Origin of the sequence: Brumimicrobium sp. (assembly GCF_048268645.1) — a bacterium.
Classification (GTDB): Bacteria; Bacteroidota; Bacteroidia; order Flavobacteriales_D; family Crocinitomicaceae; genus Brumimicrobium; species Brumimicrobium ulvae.
Genome location: NZ_JBLWVE010000001.1, coordinates 22,259 through 42,246, shown reverse-complemented (window position 1 = coordinate 42,246; position 19,988 = coordinate 22,259). Strand labels below are relative to the sequence as shown.

The window sequence follows — 19,988 nt, the reverse complement described above, 5'->3', positions numbered from 1 at the left end:
GATGAAGACAGAAGACCAAAGTGATAATTTAGAGGAAACCGAAAAAGAGGAGTTGTATGAACACCATAAATTTATTGCAGATGCAGGACAAGAAGTGCTGCGTATTGATAAATTCTTGATTGATCGTTTAGCAAACACTTCTCGAAACAAAATACAAAATGCCGCCAAAAACGGGAATATTTTAGTAAATGGTCAAGCTGTAAAGCAAAACTACAAAGTTAAACCAGAGGATGAGATTTCTATTGTGATGCCTTATCCTGTGCGAGAAATTGAATTAATTCCAGAAAACATCCCAATTGATATTCATTATGAGGATGATACGGTAATGGTGGTGAATAAACCTGCGAATATGGTGGTACACCCAGGATATGGAAATTATTCTGGAACACTTGTTAATGCATTGATTTATCACATCGATCAACTCCCATCAAAACCTGATGATTATTATGGTCGTCCAGGATTAGTACATCGATTAGACAAGCATACAACAGGGTTAATGGTGATCGCTAAAACTGAAGATGCTTTAACACAATTGGCCAAGCAATTTTATGATCGTACCACAGAAAGGAGATATCAAGCATTGGTTTGGGGAGATATTGCTGAAGACGAAGGGACAATTGAAGGAAACCTTGGACGTTCATTAAAAAATAGAAAGTTGATGGCTGTTTTTCCAGATGGAGATTATGGAAAACATGCTGTAACGCATTATAAAGTTTTGAAACGGTTTGGATATGTAACTTTGGTCGAATGTAGGTTAGAGACAGGAAGAACCCATCAAATTCGTGCGCACATGAAATATATTGGGCATACCTTGTTCAATGACCTAGAGTACGGAGGGAACAAAGTCTTGAAAGGTACTACCTTTACCAAGTATAAACAATTTGTAGAAAACAATTTTGCTTTACTGACTGGTCAAGCTCTACACGCAAAAACCCTTGGTTTTGTTCATCCTAAAACCAAAGAATATATGCGTTTCGATTCAGAATTGCCAGATGATTTTAAAGCGGTTTTAGAACGTTGGGATACTTATTTGTCAGCTAGGGATAAGCCTTAAGTGTTGAAAGCTAGATCAAATGAAGTCCTTGGAAAAGTGATTTCATTTTTTAGTGGATTTGTTTTTTTTTTATTCGTTCTGAATAAAGAATTATTCGACAATACTCTTGTTTATTTTGTAAAATCTAACAAAATTGTATTATTTTTATAAAGTTATTGTAAGTTGCAGGTTAAATTAAACCTGTCAATACTTGTTAATAATTTTATTAATTACGTTATTTCGAGAAATTTACTAGTTAAATATTGCTTTTATGAGAAACACTATATTATTCATTTCAATATTCATTTCGTCTTTAGCATTTGCCCAGCCTGCTGCGGTAGTTAAAGCTGACGCCGCTTTTAAAAGTGGAAAGTATTACGAGGCTGCTGATTTAGCTGTAAAAGCCTATGAACGTATATCTCCAAAAAACGATAGAGCACTCGCTTTAAAGTCATCTTTGGCTTATAAAGCTGGATATTCTTTTGAGAAAGCTTTTGATAATGAGAAAGCTATTGAATGGTATCAGCGTGCTGTTGATTTGAGACATTATCAAGATAATCCTTACGTGTATTTCCGTTTGGCCAGTGCACATAAATTAAAAGGAGATTACGATAAAGCAAGAATTAACTACGAAGAGTTTTTGAAGTTGGTTCCAATGGACAAGCAAGCTGAAAACGCTTTAGCTTCTTTGGAAGATGCTGTTGTGATGAAAGATAACCGTACACGTTATACGGTAATGTCTGAAACCAAAATTAACGATCCAGGGATGGATATGGCACCGGCTCTTGCAAACCGTCGTGGAAATGCAATCATTTTTGGTTCTACACGCTCAGCTGAAACAGGTAAAGGAAAAGACCCAATTACAGGTCAAGGTTACTTTAATATTTGGGAAGTGGAAAAAGAAAGAAGTGGAAACTGGACAGCACCAAAGCTCTTTGAAGCTGATAGTTTAAACACTGAACACAACGAAGGAACATTGGTTTTTGACGGTAGATTTAGAAATATTTACTTTACAAGATGTCCTACCGTTCACAAAAAAGACCTAGGTTGTCAAATTTGGACAGCTGAGAAAAAAGGTAGATCTTTTGGAATGCCAGAAAAATTACCATTAGCACCGCACGATTCAATTAGTGTTGGTCACCCATTACCAAATGAAGACGGATCAGCATTGATTTTCTCTTCAGACATGAATGGTGGATTCGGTGGAAGAGACTTATGGTATACTGAATACGATAGAAGAGCTAAAACTTGGTCAACGCCAGTTAACCTTGGTCCAGAAATTAATACACCTGGTGATGAATTGTTCCCAACGTATGCTTTAAATGGAGACTTACTATTTTCTTCAACTGGACATAAAGGATTAGGAGGATTGGATATTTTCCGTGCTACAAAAACAGATGACCCGAAGAAATTCGAAGCACCTAAAAACTTAGGTACTCCTTTGAACTCTGATGCGAACGATTATCACATGACTGAATTGGATAGAAAGAACGGATTCTTTACTTCGAACAGAACTGGTTCTGTTGGAAGTCAAAACTTGCCTGATATCTGGTCATACGTACTGCCTCCAAATATCTTTGACTTAAAAGTTATTGTTTCAGAAGTTGGGGGTGTATCTAGAATCGAAGGTGCAACAGTTCAAGTTACTCCAGAAGGAGGAACTCCTTTCACTGGAAAAACAAATGCTAATGGTGAAGTTTTCTGGGACAAACAACCTGATGGAAGTCGTTTCATTAATGAGGAATCAAATTACGTAGTGAAAATTCTTCCTACTGAAGGTTTCCACCCAAGTGATAATATTGAAGTATTCTCGACTGAAGGGCTAGAATATGACCAAAACTTTATCCTTGAAATGAACTTATTGCCTAAAACCCCAATTGTACTTCCTGAGGTACGTTACGATTTAGGTTCTGCTGTATTACAGGTAATCGAAGGAGAAATTAACTCTAAAGATTCATTGAACTATGTGTATGAATTGCTTCAAGAATATCCAGGAATGGTACTTCGTTTAGTTTCTCATACGGATGCGCGTGGTTCTGCACGAGCAAACGAAAACTTAGCAAAGCGAAGAGCTCAATCTTGTGTTGATTATCTTGTGAAAGAAAAAGGTGTTGATCCAGCTCGTCTTCAAGCTACAGGTAAAGGTGAAAATAGCCCACGTATTGTTTATAAAAAGGACGGTGAACATTTACCGCTGAAACCAAATGGGGAGTTTGAAGCAATTGAGTTGACAGAAAAATACATCAACCAATTTAAAACTTCAGATAAGGAGTTGTTTGAAAAGCTTCACCAGTTTAACCGTCGTACAGAAGCGGAGGTGGTAAGAATGGACTTTAATGCTACTTCAAAAGAAGAAGAGTAATTATTAAATATTATTTAATTCGCCCCATGCTCATTTGAGTATGGGGTTTTTTATTTTGCTCTAAAATTCAAAACGTAGAAAATTCTATTTTGAATAATTGCAGAAATGAAAAAAGCAGGAACAAATTGCTCCTGCTTTGATAGTAATGATTATATATAATTGGAAGTAAGCACTTAGAGCAATGAAAACCCAAGTACCTCCTCCATGAATTCTTCAGGAGCTTCGGCATGTATCCAGTGTCCAGCACGTTCAATGCTATGGAATCTAGCCAATGGAAAGTACTTCTTTATGTTGTTGTGATCCTCTGGAACAACATAGTCTGATTTACCACCAGATATAAACAAAGTTTCGATCATTGTTTCTTTTTCAGGTAAAGCTTTCACCACCTCAGGAAGTTTTTCTTCTAAGACCTTAAGATTGATTTTCCAAGAGAAAGTATTTTGTTCTTCTCGGTTTAAGTTTTTTAATAGAAATTGTCGAACAGCTGTGCTCCCAATGTAATTTGACAATTGTTTGCCTGCTTCACTACGCGAGGTGATGGTTTTTAAATCTAAAGATTTCAAACCTTCAATGATTCTGTCGTGAGTAATGGGATATTCTTTAACTCCCATGTCTACACTGATTAATTTATCAATTCCCTCAGGGTAGAGCTGTGCATAGCGCATTGCTGTTTTACCCCCCATTGAGTGCCCCATTAAAATAAAGTCGTCTAAGCCGTGCTTCTGTACAAATTCATGTAGGTCTTCGGCCATTATATCATAATTAAATTCATCACTCCAGTCAGAATCACCATGATTGCGTTGGTCAACCAAATAAACTTCAAAATATTCTGCTAACTTCTTACCATGGGAATGCCAATTGTCAGAAGAACCAAAAAGTCCGTGAAGAATAATAAAAGGTTTTCCCTCTCCGTATTTTTTATAGTTTAATTCCATATTACTTGAGTAAATTTTTATATCTTTTTACTGTTTCTTCTAGTCCTAAATAAAGCGCATCTGCAATTAAGGCATGACCTATACTCACTTCTTCTAAGTGAGGAATTGACTGTTTAAAAAAGGCTAGATTTTCTAAACTCAAATCATGTCCAGCATTGATTTCTAACCCAAGTTCATTGGCCAATTCAGCTGCTGCAATATAATCTTTAATCGCTACATCTCTGTCTGCTTCATAGTTATCAGCATAAGGACCTGTGTACAATTCAATGCGGTCAACGCCAACAGCTTTTGCCCCTCTAATATTGTCAAGATGGGTATCTACAAAAATAGCAGAACGCACCCCCATCTCCGAAAGTTCTTGACAAATTTTGGTCAGTTTATCTTTGTATTTCACGGTATCCCAACCTGCATTAGAGGTTAGTACATTTGGTCCATCCGGAACCAAAGTGGCCTGCGTGGGTTTGTTCTCTTTGATGAGTTGCATAAAGCGCTCATCAGGATAACCTTCAATATTGAACTCTGTTGTTACCACCTTTTTAAGGTCATAAACATCCTTTGTTGTGATATGTCTTTCATCAGGTCGAGGATGAATTGTAATTCCTTCAGCTCCAAATCGTTCACAGTCAATTGCTACCTGAACAACATTTGGAACATCGCCCCCTCTTGCATTTCGAATCGTGGCTATTTTGTTGACATTTACGCTTAATTTTGTCATACTAGAATTAATTTTTTAGCAACAAAGTTATATACATTAACGCAGAATTACTACTTTGGTCATTATAATGATAGGAATTGAATTAATAACAGATGATATCCCACCGTTGAGACATACGGATACAGGAGAAAGAGCTTTACAATGGATGGATGAATTCAAGGTGAATCATTTGTCTGTTTTAAAGGGGGAAAGCTTTGTAGGCTTGGTTTCGGAGGATGATTTATTAGATAAGTCTGACCTTTCGCAAGCCCTTACGGTATTGTTTGATCATTTACCAAGACCTTATGTAAAAGGAACATCACATATTTATGAAGTATTGAACTTGGCTTCAATTGATCATTTAACAGTGGTTCCCGTATTAGATGCCGAAGAAAACTACCTCGGAAGTATCGGAATTTCTAGTTTGATGCAAAAAATCGCTGAGACTGGAAGCATTAAAGAACAAGGTGGAATAATCGTCCTTGAGATGAGTGATACAGATTACTCGTTGGCACACATTTCACAAGTTGTAGAAAGCGAAAATGCCAAAGTGTTAAGCTCTTTTATTACTTCAAATGCAAACTCTAAGGTGTTGGAATTGACGTTAAAAATTAACCGTATAGATTTAGGAAGAATTCTTCGCGCTCTTGAACGATACGACTACAAAGTTAAAGCGAGCTTTCAACGCAATAGTTACCATGAAGACTTGAAAGATCGTTATGACGAATTAATGAACTATCTTAATATTTAAGCATGAATGTAGCTGTTTACTCTCGAAAGATTCTTAAACACGAGGTGCCTTTCTTTAAAACGTTTTTCAAACAAATTGAAGATTTGCATTGGAAACCAATCATTGAAGCAAATTTCTACCAGCAATTGAAGTCACAAATCGGTCTAAAAGACGGCTATGAAACCTTTGATAGCTTTACGGATTTCTTGACGGGTATTGATTTGGCCATCAGTATCGGTGGTGATGGTACGTTTCTAAAATGTGTGAGTTATGTTCGTTCCAGTGGAGTGCCAATACTCGGAATCAATACCGGTCGACTTGGTTTCTTGGCCGATACCAATACCTCTGAAATTACACGTACGCTTGAGAGAATATCAAAACAAGACTATGCTTTTCAAGAACGTTCTTTAATAAGGGTTGAAACAGAAGAAAATATTTTTGGTGATCACAATTTAGCATTGAATGAATTAGCAGTTCACAAAAAAGATACCGCCTCAATGATTACGGTTGAAGCTTATTTGGGTGGAAAATACCTTAACTCTTATTGGGCCGATGGACTTTTAGTGGGGACACCAACTGGTTCAACAGCTTATAGTTTGAGTTGTGGTGGACCAATTATCAGCCCAGGGTGTGCAGTGCATTTTCTTACACCAATTGCAGCACATAACTTAAATGTTCGACCTGTAGTTGTGCCAGACCATATTCCAATTACTTTAAAGGCCGTAGGTAGAGATAGAAACTTTTTACTGACCCTTGATTCTTTGTCGAAACCAGTAAAAAACGGAACAGAAATTACATTGTATAAAAGTGATTTTATGATCAATGTAGTGAAATTCAGTGAAAATGATTTCTTTAAGACCATTCGTGAGAAAATGTTGTGGGGAATAGATCAACGCAACGAGTAAACAATAATTTTCTATTTTTGCCGTTAATCTGTTGCAAATGAGATTCGTTTTTAAAATACTTATTGTTGGATGCTTGGTATTAATGACCTCAGGGCTTGTCCATGCTCAAAAACAAAACTTTAAGTCGCGGTCTTCCCTAGGTGTCATGCTTGGAGGGAGTTACTATATTGGAGACTTAAACCAGTTTGGACACTTTAAAAACACCAATTTTTCAGGAGGAATTATTTATCGTTATCATGTAAACTCAAGATTAGAGTTACGTGGTGGGTTACGCTATGGTCGTGTTGAAGGGTATGATGCTGATTCTAAAGATCCATACAGACAAGCGAGAAATCTTTCTTTCGAATCTCAAATTTTTGAAGTTGCAGCAGGACTAGAGTTTAATTACCTTGATTACAAACTTGGAAACAACAAGTACTTCTTTACACCTTATATGTTTATTGATATTGGAGTCTTCAAAATGGACCCGAGAACCAACTACAATGGAGAGATGGTAAGTTTGCAGACCATCGGAACGGAAGGGCAGGGAAGTGACTTAAGTGATAGAAATGCTTATTCTTTGGTGCAGTTAGCAATTCCATTCGGACTCGGTTTTAAAATTAATCTTGGAAATAGAGCAGCCCTTTCACTTGAATATGGAATTCGAAAAACATTTACCGACTACTTGGATGATGTTGGAACGGGAAGTTTTATTAATTCAGCAGAATTAGCAGCACAAAATGGAAATATAGCAGCAAACCTAGCAGACCGATCAGATGGCAGTATCAATTTTACCGGAGAACGAGGAAACTCAGCAACTAAAGATTGGTATTCAATGTTTGGGGTAATGTTTACCTTCTCATTGGGTAATCCAGACAAGTGTCATTTCCGTTAATGGCTTCATTTTCTACTTTTTTAGGTTGACGTGCAGCAAAGAAAATGATGATCAATGCCATGAAAGGCGCCTTAAACCTGACTAAAACATTAAATAATCCAGAAGTAAATCCTACAAAGAAACCAAGGAGTAAGGAAAACAGGATAGCAAAGACCAAAAACTCTTGGGTTCTTATAAATGCAAAATGTTTCCAAATATTCCCTGAACGAAAGAAGAGTCCAATGGTGAGTGCAATAAGTAATAGACCTTCTAAACCACTAACAAACAGAAAAGCACTGTTGGCTTCCCAAATAAAAGGTCTATAAAACGCAGTGATAATTGACATAGGTGCTGCTTTTATCATTCCCCAAGGTGTGTATTCAGTGATGCCTAAATCGTAACGGTAACCAGTATATAACTTGTTCTGTTTAAAATCTTGCTGAATCACCGCAACCTCTTCAAGATATACGTTGGCTAAATTTGAACTTTCATTTGTTGTTTGCAAATAGGCCAATACCACCACCATAAGCACTAAAGTGCTGAGAATGCGTGTAGACCAAAGTAGAACAGGGCTATTACTTAGTTTTTTGGCGATTCGAATGAATAAAACAAAAGCCAATGGAGCTGCAATGGCAATAAGCATGAAGTCACGGATTTTAAAAAGCACAAAAGCCGAGAGAAAAATCATTATGATTCCACTTAAGGATAGTGTCTTACCTTTCTTTAGCATGGAAAATGTATAGAAAATCAGTAAATTGAAAGCCGCTAAAATAAAAGTGTCTTTTGAAATTCCTGAACACCAGAACGCTACGGTTGGGATGAATAGCGTAGCAGCAAGTAATACCCAATGTTTGCAAAAGCTAAAGTCCTTGACCAATTCATATAACTTCCACGAGCAAAGACCTGCAATGGTTGAACAGATTAAGGTAAGTGCGATGTAGCTGTTAAATGTGAAAAAGGTGAAAAGCGAAATAATTTTAGAAATGAAAAAACTTTCAGGTTCTTTGTAAATCCAAGAGGGGGGATATCCAGTACGTTGATTGAAGTTAACAGTAATTGTATCAGCCGATGGCCTTTGCATCATTTCAGCAAAATAGGATGCTGGATTATCCCAAAAAAGATGGTTTAAATCTACAGCTCCTTCCCAGTATGCAAGTGTATCACCTCCTTCAGCAAGAATTGTTGTGTAGGTGAACGCGAAGAGCAGTCCAAAACCTAATTTAAATAACAGTGCAGGATAAAAGTATTTGTAATGTTCTTGGTCTAAATTCCGCAAACGAATAACCCACAATCCTACAAGGATGAGAATAAGCCATCCTAAACCGATGGATATATCAAATAAACTGAAAAATTCAGGTTTCAAGTCGGAAGTTTATATTTAAATAAAACGCTCATCAGCTTGCATGACCTTTCCGCAGTTGTCACACGTTCTGCTTTCTACCGAACTATAGAACTCTTTAAACCTTGGAAGGAAGTCCTTTTCAATATTGTCAAGTTTGAATTTATAGGTCTTTAAAGGGTGATTACAGGTTTCGCAAAACCACATTAATCCATCAATTAGGTTAGTTCCTTTGCGTACTCGTTCGATGACCAATCCAACAGTGTTTTCTCCTCGAATTGGTGAGTGTGGCGTTCGTGCAGGCAGCAAGAAAATTTCACCTTCGCGGACTTGAACATCTTTGGCCTTTCCATTTTCCTGTATGCGTACTACAATATCTCCTTCAATTTGTAAAAACAATTCTTCAGATTCATTGTAGTGATAGTCTTTTCGAGCATTAGGTCCACCTACAACCATAACAATAAAATCTCCTGCTTCAACATATAGATTCTTATTTCCAACAGGTGGCTTTAATAAATCACGGTTTTCTTCAATCCACTTGAACAAGTTAAAAGGAGCTTTCATAGTCAACAAATTTTATCTAAAAATAGACAATCTTAGCCATAACTTCAACCGATTGAATAAAAAAAACAGAGGTGAATATATTTCACGCTCTGTTTGTAAGTGCATTGCCGTTGCAAAAGTAACTTAGCTTTGGATTAATGTGCTCAACTTTTGCTGTAAACTTTGATCCTGCTGAATGGCTTGATAAACTTCTTGGTAACGTTGCATGGTTAACCCTTCACGCTGAATTATTTCACCTACTTTTTCTTGGAAATCTAACTGAACTTTTTGAATTTCAGCACTGATGCTCTTTAGTTTTTCAACTTCTCCTTCTTTTGGTTCAACGGATTGATTGGGATTGTTTTGTGCATTGGCTAATTCATTGAATCGCTCAACTTCCATCCCTTCTTTTTCTATCAGTTTTACTGCCTTGTTTTGCATAAGCTGACTTTCATTTTGAACTTCTACGTAGACATTTGCAAATTGCTTTAACTCTTCATTTGAAACCGCTGTTGTTTGAACTTCTTGTGGAATTGCTTGACCTTGCTCTTGTGCAGTGCTTGTGGTGTGAACTAATGCAAGTCCTAGTGTTAAAATAATTGATGTGATTTTCATAATGTATTTATTTGATTAAGTTTCAAACCTAGGGGTTCTTCGATGGGATTGAAAATAATTACTGCAAAGTTCTGTTAAAACTACTCGCTCAAAATATTTTTAATTAAAAAAACAACCCTATAGATTTTGAGTGCGTCTATTAAATAGTTTGTTTGGGTTTTTATTGAAGGGGTTCAATTTATACAAACAAGCATTCTCTTGCAGAGTGGACTCAAGAAAGACTTAAAAATGCGGTCATAGACCGATTCAACAGTTTTTTTTGAGTCTTTTTTTTATGTTATTTTTACACCCAGAATAAAAAAAAGCTACATTTGCTACTACTATTATTAAAAAGAAGAAGATGAAAAAATCAATACTTATTATAGCAGCTGGTTTGATGGCCAGTATTTCAATTGCCCAACAACAGATACAAAATGGTGGATTTGAAAATTGGGAAAATGTTCCAGGTGGTTCAGAACCTGTTAATTGGAACAGTTTTTTAACTGCTGGGGGACAATACTCTAATATGGCTGATAACCAAATTGAAGAATCAACTGATGTAAGACCAGGCTCTACAGGGTCAAAAAGTATAAAAATATGGTCTAGAGCACCTTTTCCTGGACTTGTTGCCAATGGTAACATCACATTGGGAAAGATAAATATGGGTTCTACCTTTGCTAACAACCCTGACAATTACAATAGGTCAATCACCGCTGATTCTGATTTCAGTCAGGAATTAACCGATAGTCCAGATTCACTTGTTTTTTGGGTGAAATTTATTCCAAATGGCCATTCAGGTAATGCCAGAGTAAAAGCAACAATTCATGATAATTATGATTATAGAGATCCAGAAGACGCAGCTTCTTTAGATCATGTTGTCGCTACAGCAGTACTTAATTATCCTTCAACAGGAGGGAATTGGGTAAGAAAATCAATTCCATTTGATTATTCAGGTCCAGCTACAGATGGAGCCTATATTTTGATCACATTTACAACAAGTGAAACTGCAGGAGGAGGAAAGAAGGATGATGTTGTGTTTATTGATGATGTAGAATTGATCTATAATCCATTGAGTACAGATAATCAGGAAACTTTAAGTTCAATCTCTATTTATCCTAATCCTGTTAAGGACGTTTTAACCATTGATAATGTAGAAAAAAACACACAATATTCTATTCATTCTGTATTAGGAGAGGTTGTATTGAGCGGTAAATTAAACGAAACTACAAATAAAATAGAGACTTCTAAAATTCAAAATGGAGTATATATTCTTCGCATGGTAAATGAAGGAAACACGCGTACAGTAAGATTTGTGAAAAATTAAGTTTGATTTAATTTTACCTTGAAGAATATGCGATTTTCAATCACCTTCGTATTTGTTATTTATTGCTTTTTTGCATTCTCTCAAAATGCCAAAGTTGTAGGTAAGGTTACAGACGACGACAACAAGCCACTTTTTGGAGCAACCATTATATATAAGAAGGACATTACCGTGGGTGCTCATTCCGATGAGAATGGTAATTACTTATTGGAAATTCCTGAAGGAGATGCAGTTTTAATTTTCCGATACTCGGGAATGAAAACAGATACCGTTCAAATCAGTGTGATTGAAGGTGAGATCAAGCAAGTTGATTTTCAAATGTTTTCGATAGTCACTGAGCTTGAAGGGGTTGAGGTTAAAGTTGGGAAGTTTGATCGACCACTCGAAGAGCAAACTGTATCATTAGAAATTATTCGAGCGGATTATATTGAAAATAAAAACACAAGAAGCATTGAAACGGCATTGGATCAAACTCCAGGTTTAAACATCATGGATGGAGAACCTCAAATTCGAGGAGGAAGTGGATTTACCTTTGGTGTAGGAAGTAAAGTCGCGGTACTGGTTGATGATATGCCCTTGCTTTCTGGTGATGCTGGAAGACCGGAGTGGGGTTTCATTCCCGTAGAAAACATTCATCAAATTGAAATCATAAAAGGAGCGTCTTCTGTATTGTCGGGAAGCTCTGCCTTATCTGGTTCTATTCATATTCGAACAGCTTACCCTAAAAAGGATCCGCTTACCAAGGTGAACTTGTACAGTGGTATGTATTCAGAGCCCAATACTGAAGGTGCTACATGGTGGAATAATACGCCAGTTATTGCTGGAGCAAACTTTTTGCATTCTAGAAAGCTGGGCAATTGGGATTTGACGTTTGGTGGAAACTTAAATTACGACCACGGATATATGGGAGCTCCAGTCCAAGATTCGTTAATTGAAGCATTATATCCTGATACCCTATCAAGATTTTCTGAAAAACAAATGGTGTCGAAAAGAGCAAGGATAAACTTTAATATTCGCCACAGGAGTAAAAAACTGAAAGGATTGAGTTATGGAGTAAATGGAAATTTTATGATTGCAGAATCTCCTCTTGTTTTTGCCTGGTTGAATGACAGTACTGGACTGTATCAAGGCTATCCAGGAGCAACATTCCTACAAAATCAATTGATTTTTAATGTAGATCCTTTCGTTCATTTTATAACTGCAACAGAAGGTAAGCATTACCTCAGAACAAGGCTGATGCATACAGATAATGAGATGACCGCAAATCAGGACAGTAGGTCAAGTACTTACTATGCAGACTATATGTTCCAAAAGGAAATAGCCACCTTAAAAGGGGTTGACTTTATTGCTGGTTTAACAAGCAAGTATACTACTTCTTATGCTGAAATGTATGCCGGGGCTGGAAGTCCATATAATGATTTACTGAACGTTTCACTGTACTCACAATTGGATAAAAAGGTGTTGAACATTGTGAATTTGTCTGCCGGTGGTCGTTTAGAATACTTTCAACTAAATGATACCGTTACAGCTTTAAAGCCAATCTTTAGATTCGGAGCGAGCATTAATGTTTTTCAAGAAACCTATTTTAGAGCTTCATACGGTCAAGGCTATCGTTTTCCTACAATTACAGAACGTTATATCCGTACTGGTGTAGGAAATTTTGGTGTGTTTTCAAATCCTGATTTACAAGCCGAAAGTAGTTGGAATGGTGAGGTTGGAATTAAACAAGGTTTGAAGTTTAAAAACATTTACGGTTATTTGGACATTGCAGCTTACTGGCAGGAATATGAAAATACAATAGAATATTTATTTGGATTCTGGGGGAACTCTTATACCGTGTTAAGTGATGGTTGGGGGTTCAAATTCTTGAATACTGGAAAGTCGCGTGTAATAGGAGTAGACATGTCGTTCTCCGGAAAAGCAAAGATTTCAAAAAAAGCAGAAATATTGTTTATGGTAGGATACAATTATATTTTACCAGAAACTTTAAATCCTGATTATGTTTATGCGGAGGATACGATGTTGACCAATAAAGAATACAGTTATAACTCTACATCTCTAGACAGTTCAAGAAGAATATTAAAATATCGTTTTTTACACAACATAAAAGCAGATTTTGAAGTAAGTATGTTTAACTCTATTGCATTAGGGATGAGTGTAAAATATTTCAGTAAGATGGAGAATATGGACCGTGTTATTGAAGATTTTGAAAGCGCTACATCTGGACCTTTTATTCAGTCTATACGATATATGGATTACTTTAAGGAAAACCAGAAAGGGGTTTGGATTTTAGATGCAAGAGCCTCATATAAATTAAATGAAAAACATAAATTGGCCCTTATTTGCAATAACATGCTCAATAACTCTTATTCTTTGCGTCCATTAAAGATTGAAGCTCCCCGTTCTTTTATGTTGCAGTATACATTAAAACTGTAAAAAACAAAACAATTTTGAATTAAGGATGTTGCTTAATTTCAAAGTAGGTATATATTTTATTTATAAGTAGCGCATATGGATTCTTTGACGCAGATTGTATTGGGTGCCGCAGTTGGTGAAGCGGTACTTGGAAAAAAAGTTGGAAATAGAGCCATGTTCTATGGAGCCATTGCAGGAACAATCCCAGATTTGGATGTCATTTCTTCCTTTTTTGTCGATACGGTTCGGGCTTTAGAAATTCATCGTGGAATAACGCATTCTGTTCTTTTTTCAATTGTTTTTGCCCCAATATTCGGTTGGATTGTTTCTAAAATAGATGCCTACAAATCCTTTAAAGGATGGTCTTGGCTGTTCTTTTGGGCTTTATTTACACATCCTATACTTGATGCTCACACCACTTGGGGAACGCAATTGTTTTGGCCCCTCGATATCCGACTTGCCTTTAAAACGATTTTTGTAATTGACCCACTATATACTTTGCCTTTCTTAACTTTCTTAATACTGGCAATGTTAAGGAAAAAAGATGATCCGAAAAGGCAATTATACAACCGAACTGGATTGATTGTTAGCTCGGGTTATTTGGCTTTAACCTTTCTGCTTAAAGGCCTGTCTTTTTACCAATTTTCAGCGGCCTTAGAAAATCAAAACATCGTTTATCAAGAGTTAGAAACTAAACCTGCACCTTTAAATACCGTTTTGTGGGTAGCCAATGTGAAACGTGAGGACGACTTTATGATTGGAAGCTATTCTTTCTTTGATCAAAGCGAAATTCAGTTTTCACATTACCCAAAGAACCACCATTTGATCCAACACCTCCTGGAGAATGAAAAGATGCAACGCATGATTCATATTTCTAAAGGCTGGTTTACAATCATTGAAAAAGAAGGAGAACTCTTTTTTAATGATTTACGTTTTGGATTGCTGAGCATGGATGAGGACGCATCAAACTTTGTATTTCAATACCGAATTGTTGAGAATCAAGACGGTACGATCAATTTTGTGGAGACAAAGAAAGATGCTTCGGATGGTAAAAAACTGATAGGAGAACTTTGGGAAAGGGTGAAAGGAAGGTAAATAAGGGAGTGGGAGAGTGTCAGGGACGGAGCGCCAAAAATCACCTAGTTTTAATATCCTTCAAGCTTATTATAACGAACTTATCGTGAAAACTTTCTCGTGTTTTCTCACCCTCACCCTCTCCTGAGTCTTATATTGTGTACCGCAATATAAGACTCAGGTGAGTGAAATATTGTCCTTTGTTCAACATGTTCTGATGCCAATCTCCAAATAGAAATAAAGCAGGTGAATAGGCTTGCGTCAATTTATGATTTCTAACAGGTGCTAATGAGTTTTGAAAGCGAAGAGCTAACTCCCATTGTTCTATAAACTGGTAGCCAATACTGAATTGTCCTCCAAAATCAAAGGTTTTAAATGGACGTTCAGGGTCGACTGGACCAAAACTTGTCCTTTCTTTCTGGTTGATTTTTACACCTAAATAGAATCCCGTATTAATCCTAAAACTATTGATGTGGTAGTTTAGTGTTAGCGGAGCTTCTATATAGTTCACGTGCAATCGATAAACAGCGGAAGTTTTTTTTGAAGGATAGGTTCGTGCTCCTTTTTGATTGAACTGTAAACCGAAGTTTGCAGACCATTTGTCATTGATTTTATAAGTCACATCAGCCCCTGCCATCAGTCCAAATTGGGCAAAACCATAAAATCCATCACCACTGATTTGACTAGAGCTAGTACCGCCAATGATTCCCAAAGTGAATTTTTGAGCTGAGCTATTTTCGCTATAAATTAAACAACTGAATAAAAGGATGAGCAAAAGAGACCGTTTCATGTGGACAAGATAAATAAATTCCTTTGAATTTCAGACCTACACTTTTCTGTCTTTTCCTACACCAATACCCATAATAAGCTTGATTATTGCAACGCCAATTAATAAAGTCAATGCATAATCCCAAACTTCTGTCAAGTCAAAAATCACTCCTGCAATAAATGGTCCTGTTGCGGCGATTAAATATCCTATAGACTGCACAATTCCAGAAAGTTCAGCGGCTGTTTCTGCATCTCCAGAGCGCAAAACAATGAGCAACAAAGCCAAACCAAATGTTCCTCCGAGCACCATTCCATTCAATCCCACCCAAAGTTCAATCCAACCCATCTGTGGAATGAGTAATCCGATTAATGAAAGTACTTCTAGAGCAACGAGAACAGAAATCACCAATCGTTGATCTTTTCTTGAACCTGCCCAAATAGGAATTAAAATTGCTCCTGCAATTCCTGTAGCTTGAGACAAAGACAGCATCCATCCAGCATAAGTTGGGTCGTAGCCTCTATCGATAAGGATTTCTGGAAGCCAAGCAAGAATAAGATAAAAAGCGAAAGACTGTAATCCCATATATAATGCGAGTCTCCATACCAACAACGAGCCGCTTAGTTTCTTCATGGCATCTGCAAAACTCCTGCGTGGTGGAGTACGATTGATGCGTTTCACGTTGGGGATCCATATCATGAGCGCCAAAATTGCAAGAACAGACCAAATGGCCAGGGAGCCTTTCCATCCAAGGTTGAGTTGGTTGGCTAAAGGAAAACTTAGTCCAGCAGCAACTGCAGCACCTAATGACATAATTCCAGAGTATAAGCTGGTCACCAAACCAGCTTTGTGTGGAAAGTTTCGTTTAATAAGTGCAGGGATAAGTACATTTCCAAAAGCAATAGCAATTCCCAGAAGGATGGTTCCAAAATACAGTGCGAAAATGCCACCCGAAGAACGGATAAGGATACCGAAGGTCAATAATACCAGTGCCCCTAAAAGTGTATTCCCTATTCCAAATCGCTTTGTAAACAAAGGAGTTATGGTGGAAATAACACCAAAAGCAATGAGCGGTAAGGTAGTGAGTAGTCCCAACATTGCTTCAGAAACGCCAATGTCTTGACGAATCATGTCGACCAATGGACCAATGCTTGATAGTGCAGGCCTCAGGTTTATTGCGACAAATAAAATACCTATCAGCAGCAGAATGCGTGAAGATTTGTTTAATCCGTTTTCGTCTAATTTTTCCATTTGAAATTATTGAAAAGGTAAAAGTAGGGCTTTAAGTTGGAGTAAACAGTAGATTATCTGAAATAGCTTTCGCTAATTGATTGCGGATTTTATATCTTTATGATTAATTGAAACATTCGAATGAATAACCCTCTTTAAATTAATGAAAGAAAACCCCTTTAGTAATTCAGAAATAAAAAAGAATACCGACTATCTAACTCCATTATTTGAAAATATTGAGAAAGCTTATGTTGATCAGTTAGTCTTGACTTTTCGTATTGTAGAGCCAAAGACAAGTGGTTTTGTAATCAAAGTTGGTGGGTTATTTGCCTTTTTATTGTATAAGGACATTGGTTGGAAGTATAGCAATTTAGATGTTTGGAGAGATATTTCTGAAACATTTATTGGAGTTTATTTCAAAGGTAAAATTAAAGTATTCGACAAAGAGAAACGGTCAATATTTGTTGAAGCAAAAGAGAAGGCTATTCAACTACCTAAACTAGGGAAAGGAAGATTTTATAAATGTGTAATTTGCAACATCACAGACTATGGTGCTTTTGTAGATTTAGGGGTGCATTTTAAATGGAGATACGGTTCTATTTTTGGATTGATTCACAAATCTAGTATGTATGACCCTCTAGATATTGAAAAGTGGAAAGCTGGAGACTTAAGCAATGTCTTATTTCACGGTTATGACGAAAAAGAACGACTTATTTTAGGAGACATTTATTCCAGGCCTACTATTCTTCAAGAAGAAATTGCTCCAATACTAGACGAGATTCACCTGATTAACGTTAAAGTTGACGACCAAGGGAGGTATTCATTTAGTCTTTTTGATAAATATGCGGTAAGTATTCCTATTCAGAAAGCAATTTATCCGTCTACAAGAAGAGTAATCAGGTCTTATTTGAAAGAGTTAAAGGATGGAGATTTAATTTATTGTAAATTACTCAAAGTAAATATGAAAAAGAATAAGATTATTGCAAGATTGCATGTTTCTGAAATCTAACTTTTAAAGCAGGGAAATGTGACTCCAATCACACTTCAAATTATACCTTGAAATTGACTAATGCTAGATAGTGCAGGCCTCAGATTTACTGCGACAAATAAAATACCTATCAGCAGTAGAATGCGTGAAGATTTGTTTAATCCGTTTTCGTCTAGTTTTTCCGTTGTCTGTTATAGACAATAAAAGTAAGTTTTTGTTTTGAAGGCAGAGAGATATATTATTTTCTGAAAAATTGGCTTTTTCATTTCGTTGCTTAATTGACCGAAGTTCACATACTGTAAACCTTAGGACTGCAGAAGTTTTTTTCTTTTTAATTGTTTTTTCTTTTTGGGATATAGGTAAAAAAAAATGAATAAAAAAACCTCAAAATCTTGATTCTCTTGAGAATGTCGTACCTTTGCACTCAAATTTTAAATAAAAGTATGACCTTTAACGATTTAGGGCTGAGAAGCCAAGTGGTCAAAGCTGTTACAGACATGGGGTTTGAACAGCCAACGCCAATCCAGCAGGAAGCTATACCACATTTACTCAAGTCTAAGAGTGATTTTGTAGGATTAGCACAGACTGGAACAGGGAAAACTGCCGCTTTTGGATTACCATTAGTGAACAGAATTACAGAAAGCCGAAAATACCCAACAGGCTTAATTATTTGTCCGACACGGGAGTTATGTTTGCAGATTGCAAAAGACGTACAGAACTATTCTAAGTACGAAAAAGCCTCGACAGTAGAAGCCGTTTACGGTGGAGCTGACATTCAACGTCAAATCAAAAACATTAAAAGAGGAGTTTCTATTATTGTAGCAACTCCAGGACGTTTAGTGGATTTGATTAAGCGTAAAGCCATTCAACTGAATGAAGTTGAAGTAGTAGTGCTTGACGAGGCAGACGAAATGCTAAACATGGGATTCAAAGAAGATTTGGATTTCATCTTAAGCGCAACGCCAGAAGAAAAAAGTACGTGGTTGTTTTCTGCAACAATGCCAAAAGAAGTGGCAAGAATTGGGAAAACGTATATGACTGACCCATTAGAGGTGAGCATAGGAAATAAAAATGAAGGTAATGCCAACATTGACCACATTTATTTTTCAGTGAAAGAAAGAGATCGTTACGCTGCATTGAAGCGTTTAATTGATTTCAATCCGAAAATCTTTGGACTTGTTTTTTGCCGTACACGTAGAGAAACTCAGCAAGTTGCTGAAAAACTCGGAAAAGAAGGGTACAGCGCAGAAGCATTACACGGAGATTTATCACAAGCACAACGTGATCGAGTAATGAACTTATTCCGTAACAGAAGCATTCAGTTGCTTGTAGCTACGGATGTTGCCGCGCGTGGAATTGATGTTGATGATATTACTCATGTAATCAACTACAATTTGCCAGATGAGGTAGAAAACTATACGCACCGTAGTGGACGTACAGCACGTGCTGGAAATACAGGAGAATCTCTTGTGTTGATTAACACACGTGAAAAATATAAGATCAATCAAATCGAAAAGATTATTGGTCAAAAGTTTACCGCAGCTGAAATTCCTGGACCTGAAGCAATTTGTGCCGTTCAATTGGAGTCAATGATTGACAAAGTGAAAGCAACAAAAGTAAACGAAGAAGAAATTGCTCCTTTTATTCCACATATCCTTGCAGATTTGGAAGGTTTATCAAAAGAAGAAGTGATTAAGAAATTCGTTTCTGCAGAGTTTAACCGTTTCTTAGATTATTATAAGAAAGCGGGTGACCTTAACGCAAAAGCTTCTGATCGAGGTGGAGATGACAGAGGACGAGATAGAGGTAGAAGAAGAGATAGAGGTAGAACGGATGAGAACAAACAACGTTTCTTTGTTTCTTTAGGTGAGAAGGATGGATTGAACCCGGGTGGATTGTTACGTGTAATTTGCGATTCTACTGGATTAAAGTCAGATACCATTGGTAGAATTGATATTATGCCAGCGTTTTCATTCTTTGATGCTGATAAAGCAGATACGGATAAAATACTAGCTCAAGTTCATGGCGCAGATTTCGAAGGTAAAAGCATGAATATTGAAAAAACTGCAGATAAGTCCAAAGGAGGTAGAAGTCGTGGTGGAAGCCGTGGTGGAAGTCGCTCGGGTGGAGACAGAAGAAGCGGAGGAAGAGGCCGAAGCGGAAGTCGCTCTGGAAGTTCAAGAAGAAGATAATAAAATTACACTAA

The 19,988-nt window shown here is 36.8% G+C and carries 17 protein-coding genes; 10 read left to right on the top strand and 7 right to left on the bottom strand.

What is annotated here, in order from left to right; translation table 11 throughout:
- Position 1: 1 nt before the first annotated feature.
- Together ACN0U3_RS00180 and ACN0U3_RS00175 are read left to right on the top strand one after the other, a co-directional pair.
- Positions 2-1,054 carry an RluA family pseudouridine synthase gene (locus tag ACN0U3_RS00180; protein WP_417264674.1) on the top strand — a complete coding sequence of 351 codons (1,053 nt, stop codon included), beginning with the start codon at positions 2-4 and terminating at the stop codon, positions 1,052-1,054.
- Positions 1,055-1,304: 250 nt separating this feature from the next.
- A complete protein-coding gene (locus tag ACN0U3_RS00175; RefSeq protein ID WP_417264673.1) occupies positions 1,305-3,395 on the top strand; it encodes an OmpA family protein in 2,091 nt (696 codons plus the stop codon).
- A gap of 173 nt (positions 3,396-3,568) precedes the next feature.
- On the opposite strand, the gene ACN0U3_RS00170 is transcribed toward ACN0U3_RS00175, so the two are convergent.
- Both ACN0U3_RS00170 and ACN0U3_RS00165 read right to left on the bottom strand, forming a co-directional pair.
- Positions 3,569-4,330 carry an alpha/beta fold hydrolase gene (locus ACN0U3_RS00170; protein WP_417264672.1) on the bottom strand — a complete coding sequence of 254 codons (762 nt, stop codon included), beginning with the start codon at positions 4,328-4,330 and terminating at the stop codon, positions 3,569-3,571.
- A 1-nt stretch (position 4,331) separates the two neighbouring features.
- Positions 4,332-5,045 carry a pyridoxine 5'-phosphate synthase gene (locus ACN0U3_RS00165; RefSeq protein WP_417264671.1) on the bottom strand — a complete coding sequence of 238 codons (714 nt, stop codon included), beginning with the start codon at positions 5,043-5,045 and terminating at the stop codon, positions 4,332-4,334.
- Between the two features lie 67 nt (positions 5,046-5,112).
- Here ACN0U3_RS00165 and ACN0U3_RS00160 point away from each other — a divergent pair, with 67 nt between their 5' ends.
- Genes ACN0U3_RS00160 through ACN0U3_RS00150 form a run of 3 tightly spaced genes read left to right on the top strand, consistent with a single transcriptional unit; the run spans position 5,113 to position 7,533 of the window.
- Positions 5,113-5,775 carry a CBS domain-containing protein gene (locus tag ACN0U3_RS00160; RefSeq protein ID WP_299207074.1) on the top strand — a complete coding sequence of 221 codons (663 nt, stop codon included), beginning with the start codon at positions 5,113-5,115 and terminating at the stop codon, positions 5,773-5,775.
- Positions 5,776-5,777: 2 nt separating this feature from the next.
- Positions 5,778-6,659, top strand: coding sequence for an NAD kinase (locus tag ACN0U3_RS00155; protein ID WP_299207076.1), 882 nt, complete (start codon positions 5,778-5,780; stop codon positions 6,657-6,659).
- A 37-nt stretch (positions 6,660-6,696) separates the two neighbouring features.
- On the top strand, positions 6,697-7,533 hold the full coding sequence (locus ACN0U3_RS00150) for a DUF6089 family protein (RefSeq protein WP_417264670.1): 837 nt from the start codon (positions 6,697-6,699) through the stop codon (positions 7,531-7,533).
- Here ACN0U3_RS00150 and ACN0U3_RS00145 read toward each other — a convergent pair.
- The 3 genes from ACN0U3_RS00145 to ACN0U3_RS00135 all read right to left on the bottom strand — a co-directional run bounded on the left by ACN0U3_RS00145 (position 7,490) and on the right by ACN0U3_RS00135 (position 10,009).
- On the bottom strand, positions 7,490-8,875 hold the full coding sequence (locus tag ACN0U3_RS00145; protein WP_417264669.1) for a hypothetical protein: 1,386 nt from the start codon (positions 8,873-8,875) through the stop codon (positions 7,490-7,492). The genes ACN0U3_RS00150 and ACN0U3_RS00145 overlap by 44 nt on opposite strands.
- A gap of 15 nt (positions 8,876-8,890) precedes the next feature.
- The gene (locus ACN0U3_RS00140; RefSeq protein WP_417265100.1) at positions 8,891-9,421 is read right to left on the bottom strand and encodes a 3-hydroxyanthranilate 3,4-dioxygenase; all 531 of its coding nucleotides are present in this window, start codon (positions 9,419-9,421) and stop codon (positions 8,891-8,893) included.
- A gap of 117 nt (positions 9,422-9,538) precedes the next feature.
- Positions 9,539-10,009, bottom strand: coding sequence for a DUF4168 domain-containing protein (locus ACN0U3_RS00135; protein WP_417264668.1), 471 nt, complete (start codon positions 10,007-10,009; stop codon positions 9,539-9,541).
- 340 nt (positions 10,010-10,349) lie between these two features.
- Between ACN0U3_RS00135 and ACN0U3_RS00130 the strand changes: the two genes are divergently transcribed.
- From ACN0U3_RS00130 to ACN0U3_RS00120, 3 genes are all read left to right on the top strand, one after another.
- Complete coding sequence (locus ACN0U3_RS00130) at positions 10,350-11,312, top strand: T9SS type A sorting domain-containing protein (protein WP_417264667.1); 963 nt, start codon at positions 10,350-10,352, stop codon at positions 11,310-11,312.
- A 27-nt stretch (positions 11,313-11,339) separates the two neighbouring features.
- Positions 11,340-13,745 carry a TonB-dependent receptor gene (locus ACN0U3_RS00125; protein WP_417264666.1) on the top strand — a complete coding sequence of 802 codons (2,406 nt, stop codon included), beginning with the start codon at positions 11,340-11,342 and terminating at the stop codon, positions 13,743-13,745.
- A gap of 75 nt (positions 13,746-13,820) precedes the next feature.
- The gene (locus tag ACN0U3_RS00120; protein WP_417264665.1) at positions 13,821-14,819 is read left to right on the top strand and encodes a metal-dependent hydrolase; all 999 of its coding nucleotides are present in this window, start codon (positions 13,821-13,823) and stop codon (positions 14,817-14,819) included.
- 130 nt (positions 14,820-14,949) lie between these two features.
- On the opposite strand, the gene ACN0U3_RS00115 is transcribed toward ACN0U3_RS00120, so the two are convergent.
- Positions 14,950-15,588 (bottom strand): porin family protein, encoded by a 639-nt coding sequence (locus ACN0U3_RS00115; protein ID WP_417264664.1) that lies wholly within the window; start codon positions 15,586-15,588, stop codon positions 14,950-14,952.
- Positions 15,589-15,624: 36 nt separating this feature from the next.
- Positions 15,625-16,815, bottom strand: a complete 1,191-nt coding sequence (locus tag ACN0U3_RS00110) for a CynX/NimT family MFS transporter (RefSeq protein WP_417264663.1) — start codon at positions 16,813-16,815, stop codon at positions 15,625-15,627.
- A gap of 142 nt (positions 16,816-16,957) precedes the next feature.
- On the opposite strand from ACN0U3_RS00110, the gene ACN0U3_RS00105 reads away from it, so the two are divergent.
- Positions 16,958-17,803 carry a hypothetical protein gene (locus ACN0U3_RS00105; protein WP_417264662.1) on the top strand — a complete coding sequence of 282 codons (846 nt, stop codon included), beginning with the start codon at positions 16,958-16,960 and terminating at the stop codon, positions 17,801-17,803.
- Between the two features lie 422 nt (positions 17,804-18,225).
- Positions 18,226-19,974: a DEAD/DEAH box helicase gene (locus tag ACN0U3_RS00100; RefSeq protein WP_417264661.1), complete on the top strand. Its 1,749-nt coding sequence runs from the start codon at positions 18,226-18,228 to the stop codon at positions 19,972-19,974.
- Positions 19,975-19,988 lie beyond the last annotated feature (14 nt).

Coding starts and splice junctions, on each gene's coding strand:
- ACN0U3_RS00120 (WP_417264665.1), top strand. CDS start 13,821: ATGGATTCTTTGACGCAGATTGTATTGGGTGCCGCAGTTGGTGAAGCG.
- ACN0U3_RS00155 (WP_299207076.1), top strand. CDS start 5,778: ATGAATGTAGCTGTTTACTCTCGAAAGATTCTTAAACACGAGGTGCCT.
- ACN0U3_RS00115 (WP_417264664.1), bottom strand. CDS start 15,588: ATGAAACGGTCTCTTTTGCTCATCCTTTTATTCAGTTGTTTAATTTAT.
- ACN0U3_RS00110 (WP_417264663.1), bottom strand. CDS start 16,815: ATGGAAAAATTAGACGAAAACGGATTAAACAAATCTTCACGCATTCTG.
- ACN0U3_RS00175 (WP_417264673.1), top strand. CDS start 1,305: ATGAGAAACACTATATTATTCATTTCAATATTCATTTCGTCTTTAGCA.
- ACN0U3_RS00150 (WP_417264670.1), top strand. CDS start 6,697: ATGAGATTCGTTTTTAAAATACTTATTGTTGGATGCTTGGTATTAATG.
- ACN0U3_RS00105 (WP_417264662.1), top strand. CDS start 16,958: ATGAAAGAAAACCCCTTTAGTAATTCAGAAATAAAAAAGAATACCGAC.
- ACN0U3_RS00180 (WP_417264674.1), top strand. CDS start 2: ATGAAGACAGAAGACCAAAGTGATAATTTAGAGGAAACCGAAAAAGAG.
- ACN0U3_RS00165 (WP_417264671.1), bottom strand. CDS start 5,045: ATGACAAAATTAAGCGTAAATGTCAACAAAATAGCCACGATTCGAAAT.
- ACN0U3_RS00125 (WP_417264666.1), top strand. CDS start 11,340: ATGCGATTTTCAATCACCTTCGTATTTGTTATTTATTGCTTTTTTGCA.
- ACN0U3_RS00135 (WP_417264668.1), bottom strand. CDS start 10,009: ATGAAAATCACATCAATTATTTTAACACTAGGACTTGCATTAGTTCAC.
- ACN0U3_RS00100 (WP_417264661.1), top strand. CDS start 18,226: ATGACCTTTAACGATTTAGGGCTGAGAAGCCAAGTGGTCAAAGCTGTT.
- ACN0U3_RS00170 (WP_417264672.1), bottom strand. CDS start 4,330: ATGGAATTAAACTATAAAAAATACGGAGAGGGAAAACCTTTTATTATT.
- ACN0U3_RS00130 (WP_417264667.1), top strand. CDS start 10,350: ATGAAAAAATCAATACTTATTATAGCAGCTGGTTTGATGGCCAGTATT.
- ACN0U3_RS00160 (WP_299207074.1), top strand. CDS start 5,113: ATGATAGGAATTGAATTAATAACAGATGATATCCCACCGTTGAGACAT.